At 75.2% G+C, this 18986-nt stretch carries 17 protein-coding genes; 9 read left to right on the top strand and 8 right to left on the bottom strand.

The genetic code is table 11. The annotated features are described in order from the left end of the window. Positions 1–27: 27 nt before the first annotated feature. From MNY60_RS24395 to MNY60_RS19995, 3 genes are all read right to left on the bottom strand, one after another. The gene (locus MNY60_RS24395; protein ID WP_242340497.1) at positions 28–1464 is read right to left on the bottom strand and encodes a 2-oxoacid:acceptor oxidoreductase family protein; all 1437 of its coding nucleotides are present in this window, start codon (positions 1462–1464) and stop codon (positions 28–30) included. After that, a complete protein-coding gene (gene vorB, locus MNY60_RS20000) occupies positions 1461–2852 on the bottom strand; it encodes a 3-methyl-2-oxobutanoate dehydrogenase subunit VorB (protein ID WP_242340496.1) in 1392 nt (463 codons plus the stop codon). The genes MNY60_RS24395 and vorB overlap by 4 nt, the downstream gene beginning before the upstream one ends. A 477-nt stretch (positions 2853–3329) precedes the next feature. Beyond that, entirely contained in the window at positions 3330–3533 is a 204-nt protein-coding gene (locus MNY60_RS19995) for a cold-shock protein (protein WP_242340495.1), read from the bottom strand. A 784-nt stretch (positions 3534–4317) separates the two neighbouring features. On the opposite strand from MNY60_RS19995, the gene MNY60_RS19990 reads away from it, so the two are divergent. From MNY60_RS19990 to MNY60_RS19980, 3 genes are all read left to right on the top strand, one after another. Then, positions 4318–4719 carry a bacteriohemerythrin gene (locus tag MNY60_RS19990; RefSeq protein ID WP_242340494.1) on the top strand — a complete coding sequence of 134 codons (402 nt, stop codon included), beginning with the start codon at positions 4318–4320 and terminating at the stop codon, positions 4717–4719. Between the two features lie 178 nt (positions 4720–4897). Further along, positions 4898–6016: an AmmeMemoRadiSam system radical SAM enzyme gene (gene amrS / locus MNY60_RS19985; protein ID WP_242356382.1), complete on the top strand. Its 1119-nt coding sequence runs from the start codon at positions 4898–4900 to the stop codon at positions 6014–6016. Between the two features lie 15 nt (positions 6017–6031). After that, positions 6032–6367, top strand: a complete 336-nt coding sequence (locus MNY60_RS19980) for a hypothetical protein (RefSeq protein WP_242340492.1) — start codon at positions 6032–6034, stop codon at positions 6365–6367. A gap of 12 nt (positions 6368–6379) precedes the next feature. On the opposite strand, the gene MNY60_RS19975 is transcribed toward MNY60_RS19980, so the two are convergent. Beyond that, a complete protein-coding gene (locus MNY60_RS19975; RefSeq protein WP_242340498.1) occupies positions 6380–6985 on the bottom strand; it encodes a protein-L-isoaspartate(D-aspartate) O-methyltransferase in 606 nt (201 codons plus the stop codon). Between the two features lie 307 nt (positions 6986–7292). On the opposite strand from MNY60_RS19975, the gene MNY60_RS19970 reads away from it, so the two are divergent. From MNY60_RS19970 to MNY60_RS19955, 4 genes are all read left to right on the top strand, one after another. Then, the gene (locus MNY60_RS19970) at positions 7293–7511 is read left to right on the top strand and encodes a hypothetical protein (RefSeq protein WP_242340491.1); all 219 of its coding nucleotides are present in this window, start codon (positions 7293–7295) and stop codon (positions 7509–7511) included. Continuing rightward, entirely contained in the window at positions 7512–8549 is a 1038-nt protein-coding gene (locus MNY60_RS19965; RefSeq protein WP_242340490.1) for a DUF362 domain-containing protein, read from the top strand. It abuts the gene before it with no gap. Positions 8550–8738: 189 nt separating this feature from the next. Next, a complete protein-coding gene (locus MNY60_RS19960) occupies positions 8739–9869 on the top strand; it encodes a site-2 protease family protein (RefSeq protein WP_242340489.1) in 1131 nt (376 codons plus the stop codon). A gap of 304 nt (positions 9870–10173) precedes the next feature. Further along, positions 10174–11109 carry a ribose-phosphate pyrophosphokinase gene (locus tag MNY60_RS19955; protein WP_242340488.1) on the top strand — a complete coding sequence of 312 codons (936 nt, stop codon included), beginning with the start codon at positions 10174–10176 and terminating at the stop codon, positions 11107–11109. A 3-nt stretch (positions 11110–11112) separates the two neighbouring features. Here the strand turns inward: MNY60_RS19955 and MNY60_RS19950 are convergent, their stop codons facing one another. The 3 genes from MNY60_RS19950 to MNY60_RS19940 all read right to left on the bottom strand — a co-directional run bounded on the left by MNY60_RS19950 (position 11113) and on the right by MNY60_RS19940 (position 17042). Further along, positions 11113–12522, bottom strand: coding sequence for a phosphoribosyltransferase family protein (locus MNY60_RS19950; RefSeq protein WP_242340487.1), 1410 nt, complete (start codon positions 12520–12522; stop codon positions 11113–11115). A gap of 237 nt (positions 12523–12759) precedes the next feature. Beyond that, positions 12760–15882 carry an efflux RND transporter permease subunit gene (locus MNY60_RS19945; protein WP_242340486.1) on the bottom strand — a complete coding sequence of 1041 codons (3123 nt, stop codon included), beginning with the start codon at positions 15880–15882 and terminating at the stop codon, positions 12760–12762. Further along, positions 15879–17042: an efflux RND transporter periplasmic adaptor subunit gene (locus tag MNY60_RS19940; protein WP_242340485.1), complete on the bottom strand. Its 1164-nt coding sequence runs from the start codon at positions 17040–17042 to the stop codon at positions 15879–15881. The genes MNY60_RS19945 and MNY60_RS19940 overlap by 4 nt, the downstream gene beginning before the upstream one ends. 293 nt (positions 17043–17335) lie before the next feature. Here MNY60_RS19940 and MNY60_RS19935 point away from each other — a divergent pair, with 293 nt between their 5' ends. Together MNY60_RS19935 and MNY60_RS19930 are read left to right on the top strand one after the other, a co-directional pair. Then, positions 17336–17677 (top strand): LuxR C-terminal-related transcriptional regulator, encoded by a 342-nt coding sequence (locus MNY60_RS19935; protein WP_242340484.1) that lies wholly within the window; start codon positions 17336–17338, stop codon positions 17675–17677. A 161-nt stretch (positions 17678–17838) separates the two neighbouring features. Further along, positions 17839–18678: a DUF3108 domain-containing protein gene (locus MNY60_RS19930; RefSeq protein WP_242340483.1), complete on the top strand. Its 840-nt coding sequence runs from the start codon at positions 17839–17841 to the stop codon at positions 18676–18678. Here the strand turns inward: MNY60_RS19930 and MNY60_RS19925 are convergent. Continuing rightward, a partial coding sequence (locus tag MNY60_RS19925; RefSeq protein WP_242361573.1) for a thioredoxin family protein occupies positions 18647–18986 on the bottom strand: 340 nt, incomplete at its 5' end. The genes MNY60_RS19930 and MNY60_RS19925 overlap by 32 nt on opposite strands.

Genomic DNA, 18986 nt, shown 5'->3' with positions numbered 1-18986 from the left:
GGCCTCGCCGCGCGCGCTCGGCCGCGCTCAGCCCGCGCTGCCCCAGCCCCGCTCGACGGCGCGCGCGCCGCGGGCGAACGCCTCGGCGTTCACCGCGACGAGCGCAGGGCGCTTCTGCAGCGCCTGGCGGATGACGGCGAGGACGGTCTCGGCGGGGAAGAGCCCGGTGGCCCCCTGCAGCGCGCCGATGGCGACCACGTTCTTCACGAGCGGCTGGCCGAGCTCCGCCGCGATCTCGGAGAGGGGCACGCCCAGCGCGCGGACGCCGGGCGGGAGCGCGTGCGGCTCGCGGATCACGGAGCGGTCGTAGAGCGCGATCCCGCCGGGCGCGACCGTGGCCCCGAACTTGGCGAGGCTCGGGGCGTTGAAGGCGACGAGCGCGTGCGGCGAGGGCACGTCGGGGGAGAGCACCTGCGTGCGCGCGATCCGCACGTCGGCGTAGGAGGTGCCGCCGCGCGACTCCGGGCCGTAGCTCGGGATGTGCGTCGCGTCGAGCCCCTCGTTCACGGCCGCGTGGACCATCAGCATCGCCGCCGTCTGCGCGCCGTCGCCCCCCGAGCCGGCGAACTTGAGGCCGAGCTCGTCGCCGCCGAACGGCGTGGCGGGGAAGCCCTGCGCGTAGCGCGGCGCCTCCGCCTGCCGCGCGTCGATCGCCTCGAGCACCGCGTCCGCCGCGTACGTGGGCGTGCGCCACGCGTCGAAGCTCGCGGTCGCCGAGACGTCCTTCTTCACGCCCAGCGGGAAGACCGGGACCATCTTCTCCTTCACCCAGCGCTCCGCCTCCTCGGCGGAGAGGCGCAGGTGCGTCGGGCACTCGGCGAGCACCTCGACGAAGGAGAAGCCCTTCCCCTCCGCCTGGAGCTCTAGGCCCTTCTTCACCGCCTTCGCCGCGCGCACCCGCTGCTTCGCGTCGAAGAGCGCCACCCGCTCCACGTACACCGGGCCGTCGAGCTGGGCGATGAGCTCCGCCATCTTGAGCGGCAGGCCCATGGAGAGGTCGCGCCCGTGCGGCGAGGTGGTGGTCTTCTGGCCCATGAGCGTGGTGGGCGCGGTCTGACCGCCGGTCATGCCGTAGATCGCGTTGTTCACGAACACGACCGACAGGGGCACGCCGAGCTGCGCGGCGTGGAGGATCTCGGTGAGGCCGATGGAGGCGAGGTCGCCGTCGCCCTGGTAGCTCACCACCACGCTGTCCGGGTTCGAGAGCTTGTGGCCGAGCGCGACCGCGGGCGCGCGGCCGTGCGCCGCCTGCGTGTGGCCGACGTCCAGGTAGTAGTAGAGGAACACGCTGCAGCCGACCGGCGACACCGCGATGGTCCGGTCCTGGATCCCGAGCTCCTCGATGGCCTCGGCGAGGTAGCGGTGCACGAGCCCGTGGCCGCAGCCGGGGCAGTAGTGGGTGCTGCGCCCCTTGATGCCCTCGGCGTGATCGTGCCGCTCGAACCGCTCGTAGAAGACGCTCACGCCGTCACCCGCCTTCCCGCGGACTTCCGTACCCCCGCGGCGATCTCGAGCTGCGACGGCAGGATGCCTCCGTGCCGCCGCACGTGCTCGATGGGCACCTCTCCGCCGACGCCCGCGTGGCTCAGCGCGAGCCGGAGCTCGTCCTCGAGCTGCCCGTCGCTCGCCTCGACCACGACGATGCGGCGCGCCCGGCGGACGAGCGGGAGGAGCGCGGCGACCGGGAACGGCCAGACCGTCTGCGGGCGGAACAGCCCGACCCGCACGCCCTCGGCGCGGAGCGCGGCCACCGCCCCCGACGCCATGCGCGCCGGGGTGCCGCAGGCGACGACGAGCGTCTCGGCGTCCTCGCAGTGGAGGGTCTCGACGCGCTGCTCCGCGGCGGTCATGCGCGCGTACTTGTCGAAGAGGTGGAGGTTGTGGGCCTCCTGGTCCGCCTCGCGCAGCAGGATCGAGGAGTGGAGGTTCCCGCGGTGCGGGCCGTCGCCCGACACGGCCCAGCCCGGGAGCCCCGGCCGGACGAGCGCGCGCGGCAGCTCCACCTTGCCGGTCATCTGGCCGAGGTGCCCGTCGGCCGCGACCACCACCGGGTTCCGGTAGCGGAAGGCGAGCTCGAAGGCGAGCATCGTGAAGTCGAGCATCTCCTGCGGCGTCGCCGGCGCGAGCACGATGGCGTGCGTGCTCCCGTGGCCGAGGCCGCGGCAGGCGAGCTTCAGGTCCGACTGCTCGGGCCCGATGTTCCCGAGCCCGGGCCCGGCGCGCATCACGTTCACGAAGACGGCGGGGAGCTCGGCGCCGATGAGGTAGGAGACGCCCTCGAGCATCAGGCTGAAGCCGGGGGAGGACGTGAACGTCATCGTCCGCCGCCCCGCGCCGGCCGCGCCGTACATCATGTTGACGGCCGCGACCTCGCTCGGCGCCTGGACGAAGCTGCCGCCCAGCGCGGGCAGGAGCTTCGCCATGAGCTCGGCGCCCTCGGTGGACGGCGTGATCGGGTAGCCGAAGAAGTGGCGGCAGCCGGCGAGCAGCGCGCCGATGGCCGACGCGTGCGTGCCCTTCACGACGAGCGGGGGCGAGTGCGGCAGCGGCACCCGCGCGTCCGGCTCGTCCGGCGGGGGGACGAAGCGCGCGCGCGGCGCCACGGCGGCGGGCTCGCGCGCCGCCCCCGGGAGCGCCATCTCGAGCCCGTACGGCTCGGGGCACGCCTCGGCGCACAGCCCGCAGCCGTTGCAGGCGTCGAGGCTCAGGACGATGGGGACGAGCCCGGAGAGCTCGTTGATGTCGGTGCCGGGCGCGATGCAGGCGCGCGCGCAGGCCTCCCGACATCTGCCGCAGCCCTTGCAGCACTCCTCGTGGAGCACCGGCATCTCACGGACGTCGACGTGAGCCACGCGACCTCCTCCTGCCGCCCGATCGAAGCGGCGCCTGCGGAAGACGGCGACACCCTACTCGCGGTCGGGGGAGGAATCCAAGTGCGTCGGGAAGAGACCTCGTGCCCGGCCGGGCCCGGGTCCGGCGAGGACGCCCATCCCTTGGAGGCGCAACGAGATCCGGGGCCAGCCGCCCGTGCGCACCGGCCGTGCCTGCGCACGCCGGCGCCGACAGCGATCGACGCGCGGTTCTCCGGAGACCGCGAGAGGAGTGGAGCGAGACGGGCGCACTCCGATGGATCGTCGTCCGCTGCGCAAGCTCGCGGACGCGGGCGCTCCGGGAGCCGCTCCGCGCCGCCTTCGATCACCTGTGCGCGGGAGCTCGCGAGGCTCGAGCTCTCCTGCTCGTCGCCTGACTCCGACCTCGGGAGCCCCGGACGTACGAAAGCCCGGCCCCTCTCGCGAGGAACCGGGCTTTCATCTCAGACGTGAAGCGGCTTACAGCGGGCGGACGTTCGCCGCCTGGAGGCCCTTCGGGCCGCGCTGAACGTCGAACTCCACCTTCTGACCCTCGGCGAGGGTGCGGAACCCCTGCGCCTGGATCGCGGTGTGGTGGCAGAACACGTCCTCGCCACCGCCGTCCTGCGTGATGAACCCGAAGCCCTTCGCGTCGTTGAACCACTTCACGGTACCGGTCGCCATTACTCTTACTCTTTTCTTCTGAATCGGCGGCATTGAGTTGCCGCGTCGATGCGCCTCGAAACGAGGCCGCCGAGGTTTAACCCAGCGCGCGCTCCGCGTCGAGCGTACTCGCGGGGGAGTTTCGTTCGGCCGGCGGGACCCTCTCCGTCCGGGCCGTCGGGGGCAGGGTCGCGTCGGGAGCGATATCGCGCTCGTTTGCCGGGGGGAACGGGGGCCCGCGAGCGCAGCGCCGGCTCGGCCGGCGTCTCTCCGGCCACCGCCAGTCACGACGATTTAGTCAATGATGTCAGCATGATACGCGGCATGGCGGGCCGCCCGCCCGCCGTTGCAGCATGCGACCGCACGCGGATCGCCCTTGCGCGGGCGCGGGCCCGGGGCGCACCGGACCTATGCGAAGGCCTGCCGCCGGAGGGCAGCGGCGGCCACGGCGGCCGCTCCGGTGGACCCACGCCCGGGACGACGGTGGCCCTCCGGAACCGGTGCCGCGACGGCAGCGACCGAGCTCCCTCCTCGCGATCGGGCTCGCGGCCGCTCACCTCGGTCGTACACCTCAGGTGAATGTTGCCCACGGGGAAGGGCGTGCTCGCGATGGCTGAGCGGCGGGCGGAGCGGTCCGAGGGCGCGATCGGCTCCGGCGCGAGCGCTCGCCTGCCGCCCTCCCCTGCCGGGCCGAGGCAGGGGAGATCTGACCGCGCTCAAGCTCTGCCCCCCCGCTTTCGTGACATCCTCCCCGTTCCCGAATCGTTCGAGCCGCAACGAGCCCGAGCGGCGGCGCGGAGGAACCATGCTGAAGTGGACGCCGTCCCTGGCCGTGGGCATCGTCGAGATCGACGAGCAGCACCAGGAGCTGTTCCGGCGCGCCGAGCGGTTCGTGGCGAGCCTCGACACCGCGGATCGCCAGGAGATCGGGATCCTCCTCTCCTACCTCCGCATGTACTGCGTCACGCACTTCGGCGCGGAGGAGGCCTGGATGCGCGACGTCCGCTACGAGGGCTACGCCGAGCACAAGGCGGAGCACGACCGCTTCGTGAAGGACATCCTGCGGATGTCCGACGAGCACGAGCGACGCGGCGGTCCGGGGCTCGAGGCGATGAAGATCGGGACCTATCTCTCGCGCTGGCTGAAGGACCACCTCACGCGGACCGACTCGGCGTTCGCGCGCTTCCTCCTGTCCCAGTCCGCCTGACGGGCGCGGCGCGCTCCGGCCGCTCCCGGCCGAGGCCGCCACCCCGGGCGACCCCGCCCTGGGCGGGGAGCGGCTCCTCCGACGGTGCTCTACTCGGTGCGTGGCGTGCGGCGCGAGGCGCCGCGCTCCGGCCCGACGACGCGGGCGGAGCGGCGCGCGGGCGCCGGGACGGTTCTCCATGGCGGCGCTGCACGAGGCGCGGTTCTACGAGCGGCGGCCGGACGACGAGGTGCGCTGCACCCTCTGCCCCCACGACTGCCACATCCGCGCCGGCGGGCGCGGCGCGTGCGGCGTCCGCTTCAACGTGCGGGGCACGCTCTACACCCTCGTCTACGACCGGGTGGTGTCGCGCGGCGTCGATCCCATCGAGAAGAAGCCGCTCTTCCACTTCCTCCCGGGCTCGCTCGCGTACTCCATCGCCACGGTCGGCTGCAACCTGCGCTGCGCGTTCTGCCAGAACTGGACGGTGTCGCAGTGGCCGAAGGAGCACCTCCCGCGCACGATCGACGCGCGCGGGAACCGCGAGGCGACCGAGCTCGTCTGCCCGCAGCTCGCGGCCGCGGCGGAGGCCGTGGTGGGCGAGGAGATCTCACCCGAGGAGATCGTCGAGCGCGCCCTCGCCAGCGGCTGCCGCTCGATCGCGTACACGTACACGGAGCCCACCGTGTTCTACGAGCTCGCCCACGACACCGCGGTGCTGGCGCGGGCGCGCGGCCTCAGGAACGTGTTCGTGACGAACGGCTTCATCTCCGAGGCGCCGCTGCGCGAGATCGCGACGGTGCTCGACGCGGCCAACGTGGACCTGAAGTTCTTCGACCCCGAGAGCTACCGCCGGGTGAGCCGCGCCCGGCTCGAGCCGATCCTGGAGGCGATCCGCCTGTACCGCGCGCTCGGCGTCTGGGTGGAGGTGACGACGCTCGTCATCCCCGGCGTGAACGACTCGGACGCGGAGCTGCGCCAGATCGCGGAGTTCGTCCGCTCGGTCGGCCCCGAGGTGCCGTGGCACGTGTCCCAGTTCTACCCGGCGTACAAGATGCTCGACCGGCCGTTCACGCCGGTCGACACCCTCGACCGCGCCGCGCGGATCGGCCGCGCCGCCGGGCTCCGCCACGTCTACGAGGGGAACGTCCCCGGCTCGGATGGAGAGACCACGCGCTGCCACCTGTGCGGCGCGCTCCTCGTGGAGCGCTACGGGTTCCACGTGCTCCGGAACCGGGTCGAGAACGGCTGCTGCCCGGCCTGCGGGACGCGGGTGGACGGCGTCGAGATGTCGCCCGCGCCGGCGTGGCGCGCGTGACGGCGGGAGGATGCCATGCGGCTCGCCGCGCGAGCGGCCGTGGGCGCCGCGGCGATCGCGCTGGCGGGCGGCCAGTGCGGCGTCGGTGGTGAGGGCGAGCTCGCCTGCCTGGAGGCGGTCGCCCGCCTCGATGCGTGCTGCCCCGGGCTCGACGCGACCCTCTTCGCCTGCGGGGACGGCGAGGGCCACGCCTCGGGCTGCGTCGTCTCCTACACCTCGCCCGCGCTCGGCCTCGACGAGAGCCGCTGCATCTGCGCCCGCTCCTGCGCCGACCTGCGCGACGGCGGGATCTGCTCGCGGGCGAGCCGGACGGCCCCGGGCGGAGCGCACCCGCCGCCGCTCTGTCCGTGAAGCAGGCGTCCGTCAGCGGCCACGCCGCATCGGGACGAACTGCACGGGCGCGAGGCGCTCCTCGAGCAGCCCGCCCGGCAGCTTCTTCACGACCACCAGCGTCTGGACTCCGCCCGCCGGCCCTGCGGGATAGACGATCCTCCCCCCCTCCGCGAGCTGGGCGAGGAGCGGCGGGGGGAGCCGCTCCACGGCGCAGCTCACGACGATCGCGTCGAAGGGCGCCGCCTCCGGCCAGCCCTGGAAGCCATCCCCGGCGCGGAGGTGCACGTTCGCGTAGCCGAGCTGCCGGAGCGTCTCGACGCTGCGCGCGTGCAGCTCCGGCTCGAGCTCGATCCCGTACACCTCCGCCGCGGCGCGGGACAGCACCGCGGCCGCGTAGCCCGAGCCCGAGCCGACCTCGAGGACGCGCTCCCCGCCGCGGAGCGCGAGCGCCTGCGCCATGAGCGCGACCACGTAGGGCTGGCTCACGGTCTGCCCGCGCCCGATGGGGAGCGGCTCGTCCTCGTACGCGTACGCGCGCCACTCCGGCGCCACGAAGCGCTCGCGCGGCACCTCGCGCATGGCCGCGAGCACCCGCGCGTCGCGGATGCCGCGCCCCGCGAGCTGGTCGTCCACCATCCGCGCCCGCGCCGCCTCCGGGGACGCCGCGGGACGCGCCGGGCCGGCGCACGCGCCCTCCCGGGCCCCCGCGGCGAGGAGCAACGTGAGGATCGAGAGGAGCGCCCGGACGAGCATGCGAGCCTCCGGCGAGGCCGTGCGTCCCGGAGATCACCTCACGATCCTCGCGCCCCGTCGCGCGTTCTCGTGGGGTCCCCGCGGGGTCATGCCGACCGCCCGCACGCCCGGTCCCACGCCGCCCCGGCTCCGGCCGAGACGCCCCGCGCGAAGGGCCGCGCCGGCCGCCGCGGAGCGCAAGAATGAGATCGTGACCCCGTCCTTCGTCACCCGGCTGCTCGCGCTGGCGCTCGTCCTGTTCATCGGGATCGCCTCCGCCGTGCTCCTCTGGGACGGGATCGCCGGGCTCGCGCCGGGCGGCGGCGCCACGGCGCACGCGTGGCGCGCGCGGGCGCGGCTCGCGGTGGGCGTCCTCGGGTTCGCGATGGCGCTCTGGATCGTCCTCGGGATGCTCACGCACGCGCACTAGATGGACCGGCCCTTCCATCGCCGGCTCGGCCGGCGCAGCTTCCTCGCGGGCGCGCTCGGCGCGGCGTCCGCGGCCGCCCTCTACGCCACCTCCGGGGGCGCGCGCTCGACGCCCGCGGGCGCGCGATCGCACGCGCTGCCGGACTCGCCGAGCCCGCCCGCGAAGAGCACCGTGGCCGTGGTGCGTCCGTCCGCCTCGCCGAGCCTTCGCGCCGCGGTGGAGGAGGCCGTCCGGCTCGCCGGGGGCCTCGGGTTCATCCGCCCCGGGGACTCCGTCCTGCTGAAGCCCGCCGTGAACAGCGGGAACGCCTACCCCGCGACGACGGATCCCGAGGTCCTCCAGATCGTCGCCCGGCTCGTGCTCGAGGCCGGCGGCGCGCCGTTCGTCGCGGACCGCACCATGTTCCTGCACTCGACCCGGGCCGCGTTCGAGCGCACCGGCATCCTGGACGCGGCGCGCTCGCTCGAGATCCCCTGCCTCGCGCTCGAGGACGCGGACGTCGCCTGGGTTCGCCACCCGCTCGCGGTGAACTGGCCGGACCGGACGCTCCGCATCTACCGCCCGGTGCTGGCCGCCGACCACATCATCGGGCTCTGCACGCCGCGGACGCACTCGCGGGGCGACTTCACCATGGCCATGAAGAACGCGGTCGGGATCGTGGACGGCGCGGCCCGCGTCCGGATGCACCTCGGGTCGGGCCTGCGCGCCCGGCTCGCCGAGATCTCGCTCGTCGCACGTCCCTCGCTCGTCCTCCTCGACGGCCGCGCGGGCTTCGCGGACGGCGGGCCCGACCAGGGCGACCGCTGCAGGCCCGACGTCATCGCGGCGAGCACGGACCCGCTCGCGCTCGACGCCGTGGGCCTCGCGTTCCTCCGCATCGCCGGGGCGAACGACCGGATCGGCCGCGGCTCGATCTGGGATCTGCCCATGATGCGGCGAGCGGCGGAGATCGGCGTCGGCGCCGCCTCGGGGGAGCGCATCCGCCTCGCCGGGGCGAGCGACGCAGACGCAGCGCGGCTGCGCCGGGAGCTCGGCTGACGCCCACGGCCCCGCGCGCGACGGTGGCGCGGGACGCGCGAGCGGGCTGGCGGGGAGATGCCCGCTCCCGCGGCGACCTGGCGCTCGCGCGCGTGCCGTGAGGCCCCTGCGGACCGGGGCGCGGAGGCGGGCCGGGCGCGAAGATCTCCTCGCCGGGCGCGTACGTACGGCGCGGCGGAGCGAGCGGAGATGGCGAGGACGGGGCTCGAGATCGGCCGGGTGGGCGGCATCCGCATCCGGCTCGACGTGACGCTGCTCCTCGCGCTGCCGTTCCTCGCGTGGATGTTCGCGCGCGCCGTGCCGGAGCTCGCGGGCCTCGCGGGCGTCCCGCCGGAGCGGCTCCCCGGGCCGCGCTGGGCCTGGGGCCTCGCGCTCGCCGCGGGCCTGTTCGTCTCGGTGCTCCTGCACGAGCTCGCGCACTGCTTCGTCCTCGTGCGCCGCGGCGGGAAGGTGCGAGCGATCACGCTCATGGTCATCGGCGGCGTCACCGAGGTGGCCGAGCCGCTCGCCGACATGCGCGCCGAGGCGCGCGTCGCCGTCGCCGGACCGGCGGCGAGCCTCGCCCTCGCCCTCCTCGCCGCCGGGCTCTCCGCGGCGGCGCTCCGCGCCGGCGCCCAGCCGGCCGCGTTCGCGCTCGAGGCGCTCGCGCGCGTCAACGTCGCGCTCGGCGTGTTCAACCTCCTGCCCGCGTTCCCCATGGACGGCGGCCGCGTCCTCCGCGCCGTGCTGGCGCGGCGGCGCAGCGCGGCGGAGGCCACGCGGATCGCCGCCAACGTGGGCAAGGCCTTCGCCGCCTTCTTCGCGGCGCTCGGCTTCGCGGCGGGGAACCCGCTCCTCATCCTCGTGGCGTTCTTCGTGTGGGCGGGGGCGCACGCGGAGGAGCACGACGTGCTCGTGCGCGCGATGCTCGGGGACCTGCGGGTGAGGGAGATCATGACGCCCTCGCCGAGCGCGGTCACGTCCGACGAGACGGTGTTCGCGGTGGGTGAGCGGATGCTGCGCGAGCGGCGGGTCGCGCTGCCGGTGATCGAGGGGGGGCGCGCCGCGGGGTTCGTGCGGCTCGAGGCGGTGGAGAAGCTGCCGGTCGAGGAGCGCCGGACTACCCAGGTGAGCGCGGCCATGGAGCCGGCGCGCGTCGTCGCGCCGGGCGACCGCGTGGTCGACGTCATCGCGGAGCTCCAGCCGCGCGGCAACGACCACCTCGCGGTCGCGGACGACGGGAGGCTCGTGGGCGTCGTCTCGTCCTTCGACCTGGCGCGCGGCCTGCGCCTGCGCCAGCTCGCCGCGACCCAGCACCCGCCGCCCGCCAAGGCCGGATGACGGCCCCCGCCGGAGCGCGCACCGCGCGGGCGGGGCACCGCGGAGGGGCGAGCCCACGGGACGCCGATCCCGCCGCCGGCCGGAGGCGTATCCTGGAACTGCCCGGGGAACGCGCGGATCCTCGCGACGGTCCTCTCGTGAGGCCGGAGGCACCGCGGGACGTTCCCGCTCCTGACCGTGAAGACCGGGCGCGCGTCCGGCGCACGGTCACGGCTCGCGCGCACGAGGTCATGTCCCTGGGCACGGGGGGCCGCCTCCACAGCGGCCCCTCTCCGTGCGTGGGCGCGTGCCGCTGGAGCGACCGATGAAGCCGATCCTGGTCGGCGGGAGCATCCACCCCGCCCTCACCGCGGCGCTCGCGGACGCGCTCGGGCTCACGCCCGCGGCGCGGACGCTCGAGCGCTTCCCCGACGGCGAGCTCCACGTCACGGTGAAGGAGCCCGTCCGCGGCGCCGACGTGTACCTGGTCCAGCCGCTCGCGCCGCCGCCCGACGCGCACCTGCTGGAGCTCCTGTTCCTCGCCGACGCCTGCCGGCGCGCGGGCGCGGCGCGCATCACCGCCGTGGTGCCGTACCTCGCCTGGGCGCGGCAGGATCGCCGCCGCGCCGACGGCGAGCCGCTCGGGATCCGGCTCGCGGCGGACCTCCTCTCCGCGCGCGCCGACCGGGTGCTCGCGGTGGACGTTCACGGCGCCGCCGCGGAGGGCTTCTTCTCGGTGCCGCTCGATCACCTCACCGCGATCCCGGCGCTCGCCGAGGCCATCGCCCGCGTCGCGCCCCGGGACGCGGTGGTCGTCGCCCCGGACCTGGGCGCCGCGAAGCGCGCCGAGGCGTTCGGCCGCCTCCTCGGGCTGCCCTCCGCGTGCGTGCACAAGGCGCGGCTCTCGGCGCGCGAGGTCGCGGTCCGCGGCGTCTCCGGCGAGGTGGCCGGGCGGGCGCCCATCGTCGTCGACGACATGATCAGCACCGGCGCGACGATCGAGGCGGCGGTGCGGACGCTCCTCGAGGCGGGCTGCCGCCCCGAGGTCGTCGTCGCGGCGACGCATCCGCTCCTCGTGCCCGGCGCGGCGGAGCGGCTCGCGGCCCTCTCCCTCGCGCGCCTCGTCGTCACCGACGCCCTCCCGGTCCCCGCGCTGCCCGGGCTCGCGACGGAGGTCGTGCCGCTCGCGCCGCTCCTGGCCGAGGCGATCCGGCGGCTGCGCGAGGAGCGGCCGCTCGCGGAGCTGCTCGCGACGAGCTGACGCTCAGCGCGGCGGCGGCGCGCCGGACGCCTGCGCGCGGCCGAGGTGGAGCGTGAAGAAGCGCGCCGCCTGGCGCGCCACCGCGTCGAGCGCGCCCGCCTCGTCGAACAGGTGCGACGCGCCGGGCACGATCTCCAGGGCGCCCTGGCGCAGGAACGGCAGGGCCTCGGAGCTCCGCGCGAGGATCCCGCCGTCTCGCTTGCCGACGACGAGGAGCACCGGCGCGGCGATGCGCCGGAGCGTCGCCGGGTCCACGAGGTCGGGGCGCCCGCCGCGTGAGACGACGGCCGCGACGCGCTCGGGCTCGGCCGCCGCGGCGAGGAGCGCCACCGCGGCGCCGGTGCCCGCGCCGAAGAGTCCGAGCCGGAGCGCGCGCGTGTCGGGGTGGGCGGCGGCCCAGCGCACCGCCGCGACCGCCCGCCCGGCGAGGAGCTCGAGGTCGAAGCGGAGCTCCCCGGAGCGCTGGTCCTCGGCGCTCTCCTCCGGAGTGAGGAGATCGAAGAGCAGGGTGGCGAGCCCGGCGCGCTGGAGCGCCCGCGCCACGTGGCGGTCGCGCGGGCTCCGCCGCGACGCGCCGCTCCCGTGGACGAACGCGACGAGCCCCGCGGCCTGCATCGGCACCGCGAGCGCCGCCTCGAGCGCGCCCGGGCCGCGCCGCGACCCGTCGAACGGGATGGCGTGGTAGCGTTCCTCCACCTCCGGCGCCGCCTCGGACGCGCGCTCCTCCTCGCCGCCCGGAGCGTTCCAGTCGCCGCCCCAGAGCTCCTCGTCCCCCGCCTCGCGGCGGGCGCGCTCGACGCAGGAGAGCACCTCCGCGTCGCCGACCTGCGCGAAGCGCCGGTACCACGCGCCCACCGCGCGGAAGTCGCGCGGGCGCTCGAGCGCGACGACGTCGTCGAGGTCCGGGCGCAGCTCCGCCGCGGTCTGCGCCGCGATGACCGGAGCGGCGAGCGCCACCCGCGCCGCGCCCCAGCGCCGGGCCGCGCGCGCCGCGGCCCGCGCCGTCGCGCCGGTCGCGACCCCGTCGTCGACGAGGATCACCGTCCGTGCGGCGACGTCCGGGGCCTCCCGGCTGCCGCGGTAGGCCCGCACGCGGCGCTGGAGCTCCGCCGCCTCGCGCTCGGCCAGGACCGCCACCTCCTCCTCGGAGAGCCCCGTCTCGCGGACCGCGTCCCGGCTGACGTACACCGCGCCGCCCTCGGCGATCGCGCCCACCGCGTACTCGGGATCCCCCGGCGCGCCGAGCTTGCGCGCGACGAGCACGTCGAGCGGCGCGCCGAGCGCGCGCGCCACCTCGTAGGCGACCGGCACGCCTCCGCGCGTGAGCCCCAGCACCACCGGACGCTCGCCCCGGTATCCTTCCAGCGCCGCCGCGAGCAGCCGTCCCGCCTGCGACCGATCGTCGAAGATCATGCTCCGCCTCGGGCGCGCCCCCGGCGCGAGTACGGCGCACCGGTGGAGCGTGCGGATGCGTGGGCGGATGCGCGGGGAGTCGGCCTGCGGCACCGATCGCCCAGCACCGCCTTCCCGCGAAGCGTACGCCCCGCGCCGCGGCGCCGGTCCCGGTCCTTCAGGGCTCCCGCGACGCCGCGCCGCGCTTCGCCGCGCACCGGCGGGCGGTCGTCCGCCCGGACCGTCGCCGGCGGGTCGTCACGCCCGGGCGGGCCGGCGCCCGTTCCGCACCAGCTCGAGCCGGTGGTGGCGCCGCCGTGCGAACCAGTCCGAGAACGTCTCGAGGTACGTGTAGAACACCGGCGTCACGAACAGCGTGAGCGCCTGCGAGAAGACGAGCCCGCCGACCACCGCGAGCCCGAGCGGCCGCCGCGACTCGGCGCCCGCGCCGAGCCCGAGCGCGATGGGGAGCGTGCCCATGAGCGCGGCGAGGGTCGTCATCATGATCGGGCGGAAGCGGATGCGGCACGCGTCGAAGATCGCGTCGTGCGCGCTGCGCCCGCGCTTCCGCTCCTCGATGGCGAAGTCGATCATCATGATGCCGTTCTTCTTCACGAGCCCCACGAGCATGATGACGCCGACGAACGCGTAGATGGAGAGCTCGGTCCGGAACACGAGCAGCGTGAGGAGCGCCCCGAAGCCGGCGAACGGCAGCGCGGTCAGGATGGTGATCGGGTGGACGTAGCTCTCGTAGAGGATCCCGAGCACGAGGTAGATGACGACCACGGCGAGGAGGAGCAGCCAGCCGAGGCCGGAGAGCGACGACTGGAACGCGTCGGCGATCCCCTGGAACCGCGTGGACACGCTGGCGGGGAGCACCTGGCGCGCGATCCCCTCCACGTCGCCCACGGCGGCGCCGAGCGACGTGCCCGGGTCGAGGTTGAACGAGATGGTGACCGAGGGGATCTGCCCGGCGTGCGAGACCGAGAGCGGCCCGACGCCGCTCTCGAGGCGCGCGAGCGAGTCGAGCGGCACGAGCTGGCCGGAGGGCGCGCGGACGCGCAGCGTCGAGAGCGCGGCCTGATCCGTCTGGTAGCGCGGCGCGACCTCCATGATGACCTGGTACTCGTTCGTCGCGGTGTAGATGGTCGAGATCTGGCGGGAGCCATACGCGGTGTAGAGCGCGTCCTCCACGATGCGGGGCGAGACCCCGACCGCCGCCGCCCGGTCCCGGTCGATGTTCACGGTGACCTGGGGGTTCGAGAGCTGGAGATCGCTCGTCACGTCGCGCAGGCCCGCGAGGCCGCGCAGGCGCGCCTCGAGCTCCGGCGCGACGCGGTAGAGCTCGGCCGTGTCGGGGTCCTGGAGGGTGAGCTGGTACTGGCTCTTCGTGAGCTGCCCGCCGATGCGGATGGGGGGCGGGTTCTGCACGAACGCGCGCATCCCGGGGACCTGCGCGAGGCGGGGGCGGAGCCGCTCGATGACGCGGTCGACGCCGTCCCGCTCGCCCCGCGGCCGCAGGCGCATGAACATCACGCCGGTGTTCGCGGCGGTGGCCCCGCGCGCGCCCGCGCTCGACATGACCGCCTCCACCGCCGGGTCCTGCGCCGCGATCGCCGCCACCTCCTGCTGGTGCGCCGCCATCGCCTCCCAGCTCACCCCCTGCGCCGCCTCGGTGTAGGCGAAGATCTGGCCGGTGTCCTCGCTCGGGAGGAAGCCCTTCGGGACGGCCGCGAAGAGCGGCACCATCGCGGCGAGCGCGAGCGCCGTGACGACGAGGATGGTGCGCCGGTGCGAGAGCGACCAGGAGAGGCCGCGCAGGTACCCGCCGAGGAGCGCCTCGAAGCCGCGCTCCGTGACCCGGTAGAAGCGGCCCGGCGGCCGCTCCGCGTGCTCGGAGAGGAGGCGCGCGCACAGCATCGGCGTGAGCGACAGCGACACGAAGCCGGAGACGAGGATCGCGGCGCCGATGGTGACCGCGAACTCGTGGAACAGCCGCCCCACGATCCCGCCCATGAACAGCACCGGGATGAACACGGCGGCGAGCGAGATGGTCATGGAGACGATGGTGAAGCCGATCTCCTGCGCCCCGCGGAGCGCCGCCTCGCGCGGCGGCTCTCCCAGCTCGACGTGGCGCACCACGTTCTCGAGCATGACGATCGCGTCGTCCACCACGAACCCGACCGACAGCGTGAGCGCCATGAGCGAGAGGTTGTCGAGGCTGTAGCCGAGGAGCCACATCACCGCGAACGTCCCCACGAGCGACATCGGCAGCGCGAGGCTCGGGATGAGGGTCGCCCGCACGTTGCGCAGGAAGAGGAAGATGACGCCCACCACGAGGACGAGCGTGAGGAGGAGCGTGAACTTCACGTCCCGCACCGACGCCTGGATGGGCACGGAGCGGTCGAAGAGGACCTCCGCCGAGACGGAGGCGGGCAGCTGCTTGCGCATCTGCGGGAGGAGCGCCTTCACGCCGGCGGAGACCGCGACGGTGTTCGTGCCGGGCTGGCGCTGGATGGCGAGCACGATGGTGCGGTCCATCCCCGCGCGCGTCGCGTACCACGCCGCGGTCTTGTCGTTCTCGACGCTGTCCAGCGCCCGGCCCACCTCGCTGAGCCGCACCGGCGAGCCGTTCCGCCAGGCCACCACCACCGGCCCGTACTGGGCGGCGTCCGTGAGCTGGCCGGTCGCCTGCACCGTGGTGGCGCGGTGCGGCCCCTGCAGCGTGCCGGTCGGCAGGTTCACGTTCGCGGCCGACACGGCCGCCGACACCTCGTCGATCCCGAGGCCGCGGCTCGTGAGCTGCAGCGGATCGAGCTGGATGCGCACCGCGTACTTCTGCGAGCCGAACACGAGCACCTGCGCGACCCCGGACACGCTGGAGATCCGCTGCGCCATGAGGGTCTCGCCGTACTCGTCGAGCTGCGAGAGCGGCAGCGTCGGGGAGGTGAGCGCGAGGTAGAGGATGGGCATGTCCGCCGGGTTCACCTTCTGGTACGTCGGCGGCGTCGGCAGGTCGGGCGGGAGCTGCCGGCCCGCCGCGGCGATCGCGGCCTGGACGTCCTGCGCGGCGGCGTCGAGATCGCGGGAGAGGTCGAACTGGAGCGTCACCTGCGTCGCGCCGAGGTAGGACGCCGAGTTCATGGCCGCGAGGCCGGCGATCGTGGAGAACTGCCGCTCGAGCGGGGTCGCGACGGAGGCCGCCATCGTCTCCGGGCTCGCGCCGGGGAGGTTCGCGGTCACCTGGATCGTCGGGAAGTCCACGTTCGGCAGATCGCTCACCGGCAGGAGCCGGTAGGCCGCTGCGCCGAAGGCGAGGATGCCGACCATGACGAGCGAGGTCATGACCGGCCGGCGGATGAAGGGGCCGGAGACGTTCACGGCGTCCTCGCCTGCGTCCGCGCCCCGGCCTCGCCGCCCGCCTGCGCGGCCTTCACCGCCACGCGCGCCTTCGGCACGAGCCCGAGCTGCCCGTCGATCACCACCCGCTCGCCGGGGCGGAGCCCGCTCGAGACCACGACCTCGCGCGCGGTCGCCTGCGCCACCACGACCGGGCGCTGCTCGACCGTGTCGTCCGGCCCCACCACGTAGACGTACGGCCCGGCCTGCCCGGAGACGATCGCCGCGGCGGGCGCCACGACCGCGCCCCGCTGCACGCCCAGCACGACCCGCGCGTCCACGAACTGCCCCGGCCAGAGCGCCTCGCCCGCGTTCTCGAAGGTCGCCTTGGCGAGGATCGTCCCGGCCGCGGGATCGACCGTGTTGTTCACGAACGAGAGCGTCCCCTGCTCCTGCTTGTCCGCGCGGCGCGCGATCACCCGCAGGCGGCCCACCCCCGCGCGCAGCGCGTCCACGTGCTGCTCCGGCACCGTGAACGAGACGTAGATGGGGCGCAGCTGGGTGATGACGACGAGCGGGTTCTGCTGGTTCGCCTGCACGACGTTGCCGCGCTGCACGAGCACCGCGCCGGTCCGGCCGGCGCTCGGCGCGTCGATGCGGCAGTGGACGAGGTCGAGCTCGGCCTTCCGCACCGCCGCCTCGAGGCCGGCCACGTCGGCCTGCATCGACGACGCGTTCGCGAGCGCGGCCTCGTACTGCTGCCGCGTCACGTACTCGCGCTTCACGAGCTCCGCGTAGCGCCGCGCGTCGGCGCGGGCGTTCGCGGCCTGGTCGCGCGCACGGACCACCGCCGCGCGCGCCTGGGCGAGCGCGGCCTCGTACGGGCGCGGATCGATCTGGAACAGGCGCTGCCCCTCGCGGACCTCGTCGCCCTCGCCGAAGAACACGCCGACGATCTCGCCCGTCACGAGCGGCCGGATGGAGACCGTGACGAAGGGCTGGACCGAGCCGACCGCCGCGAGCTCCTTCGGGACGTCCTCCTGCCGCGCCTCCGCCACCCGGACCGGCACCGGCGGGCGGGGCGCCGCCGCCGCGCGCTCCTTCGAGCCGCGGCCGCAGCCGGCCACGGCGACCGCCGAGATCGCGACCGCGATCGCGACCCCTCCCACCCGACGCCAGCCCCCTGCGCTGCTCCCGGCCATCCGCCGCCCTCTGCAGTGGGATCCCTAGCTCCCCTGCGGCCGGGTCGCCGCGCCGGGTCACTCGAAACCCAGAGGAGATAACCTCCGCTCGGGCGGCCGGAAAGATGAGGGGGCGGGGTACCGCCCGCCTGCGGTGAGGAGCCGCATCGAAAAAAAGATCACGGAGGGGGTGGCAACCGGGAGGGGCGTGACTAACGTGGCGAGGGGTTGGGGAACAAACGACCGGGCAGCCCGCGGAGGCGCGGGTGAAAGCGGCGAGACCCCACCACACGAACCCACGAAGGAGCGCGCAGATGCCTCACATCGAGATCGATACGCTCACCCCCATCGCGGCGAAGTACATGGACGGGAAGAGCCTGACCCCGGCCGAGCGCTCCGAGGTGCTGAGGATCGCCCAGGGCTTCGCGTGCAAGGACTCGGCGGCGGCCGCGAACGTGTCGCCGGAGACGATCCGGGCGCGCCGCAAGCGCATCTACCGCAAGGTCCACGTGGCCGGCGCCGCGGAGATCATCTCCGGCCTCCTCTCGATCTCGCTCCAGATGCTGGCGAGCGGCGAGAAGGTCGAGATGAAGCCGGCCGCCCCGGCCGCCCAGCCCGAGACGACCGCCGCCGCGCCGCTCGTCGCGGCGATGTAGCGTCCGTCCGCTCGCCCGCCCCCGGCCCGGAGGGCGGGCGAAGCGCGGTCTTCCGGGCGACTTGAGCGGGGCCTCGGGCGCGAGCGCCGGGTGGCGTAAGTTCGCGCCCGGTCGCGCCGCGATGTTGCCGCCACGCACGCGACGTCCGGGAGGAGGTCGCGGTGGCGCGCATCGCAGCCGTGCTCGCGATGATCGCGGCGTTCGGATCGCCGCGCGCGGCGACGTTCGCCCCGGGCGAGGAGACGCTGCTCGAGGTCCGCTTCCTGAGCTTCGTGGCGGGCGAGGCGCGCATCGCCGTCGGACGGCCGGAGGGGGTCATCTGGCCGGTGTTCTTCGAGGCGCGGACCCGAGGCATCGCCGGCCTCCTGGACCTGCGCGAGCACCTCGTCTCGTACTGGGACGCGCGGGCGCGCCTGCCGCGCGGCTCCGAGCTGCGCGCGTTCGAGGCGGGGGACCTGCACGTGGATCGCTCGCGCTTCGACCGCGGCCGCGGCGAGGCGACGTTCGTCCGGGAGCGGAAGGGCCGTCGCTCCGAGAAGCGGTTCCCGGTCGCAGCGGGCGCCCACGAGCTGTCGAGCGCGTTCCTGTGGCTCCGCCTCCAGCCGCTCGCGCCCGGCGAGCGCCACGCGCTCCCGGTCCTCTCCGGCTCCCGCCAGTTCACGCTCGTCGCCGAGGTGCGGGAGCGCGAGGAGGTCGCGGTGCCCGGGGGGAAGTTCCGCTGCGTGCGCGTGAGCGTGACCGCGCCGACCGGCGGACCCGGGTCGCCGCGGGGCGACATCTCCCTCTGGCTGACCGACGATCCCGCCCACGTGCTCGTCCGCGCGGAGATCCCGTTCTCGATCGGCCACGTCGTCGCGCTGCTCACCCGCTACGCGCCCGGGGACGTCGCCACCGGGGATGCGCGGATGGGAGGGGAGCCCCCCGCCCCGCGCCAGGCCGCGGCGACCGGCGCGCGGCCTCCCGCCGCGCTCACCCCCCGCGCGCCGGCTCCCGGCCCTTGACCGGCCGCGCGTCGCAGATGCGTCCCGTCGCGAGCTGGAGCGCGTCCGTCAGCGCGTCGACCGGCTGAGCACCCACGAGCCGGCGCAGCTCCCTCCCGGCGCCGTCGAGCACGAGGAACGTGGGGACCCCGCGGACCGCGTGACGGCGCGCGAGCGCGGCGCCCTCGGGCTCCTCGACGAGGCGGCGCCTCACGTGGGCGCCCGGGCAGCCGCGCTCTGCCTCGGCGACCACGGGCTCCATGCTCCGGCAGATCGGACAGCTGCGGCTCACGAGCTCGACGAGCGCGGGTCCGGACGCGGTCGGCGCC

Source organism: Anaeromyxobacter sp. SG17 (assembly GCF_022690695.1).
Classification (GTDB): domain Bacteria; phylum Myxococcota; class Myxococcia; order Myxococcales; family Anaeromyxobacteraceae; genus Anaeromyxobacter; species Anaeromyxobacter soli.
The sequence above is the reverse complement of the archived record's forward strand: the minus strand, read 5'-3'. Positions and strand labels throughout refer to the sequence as shown.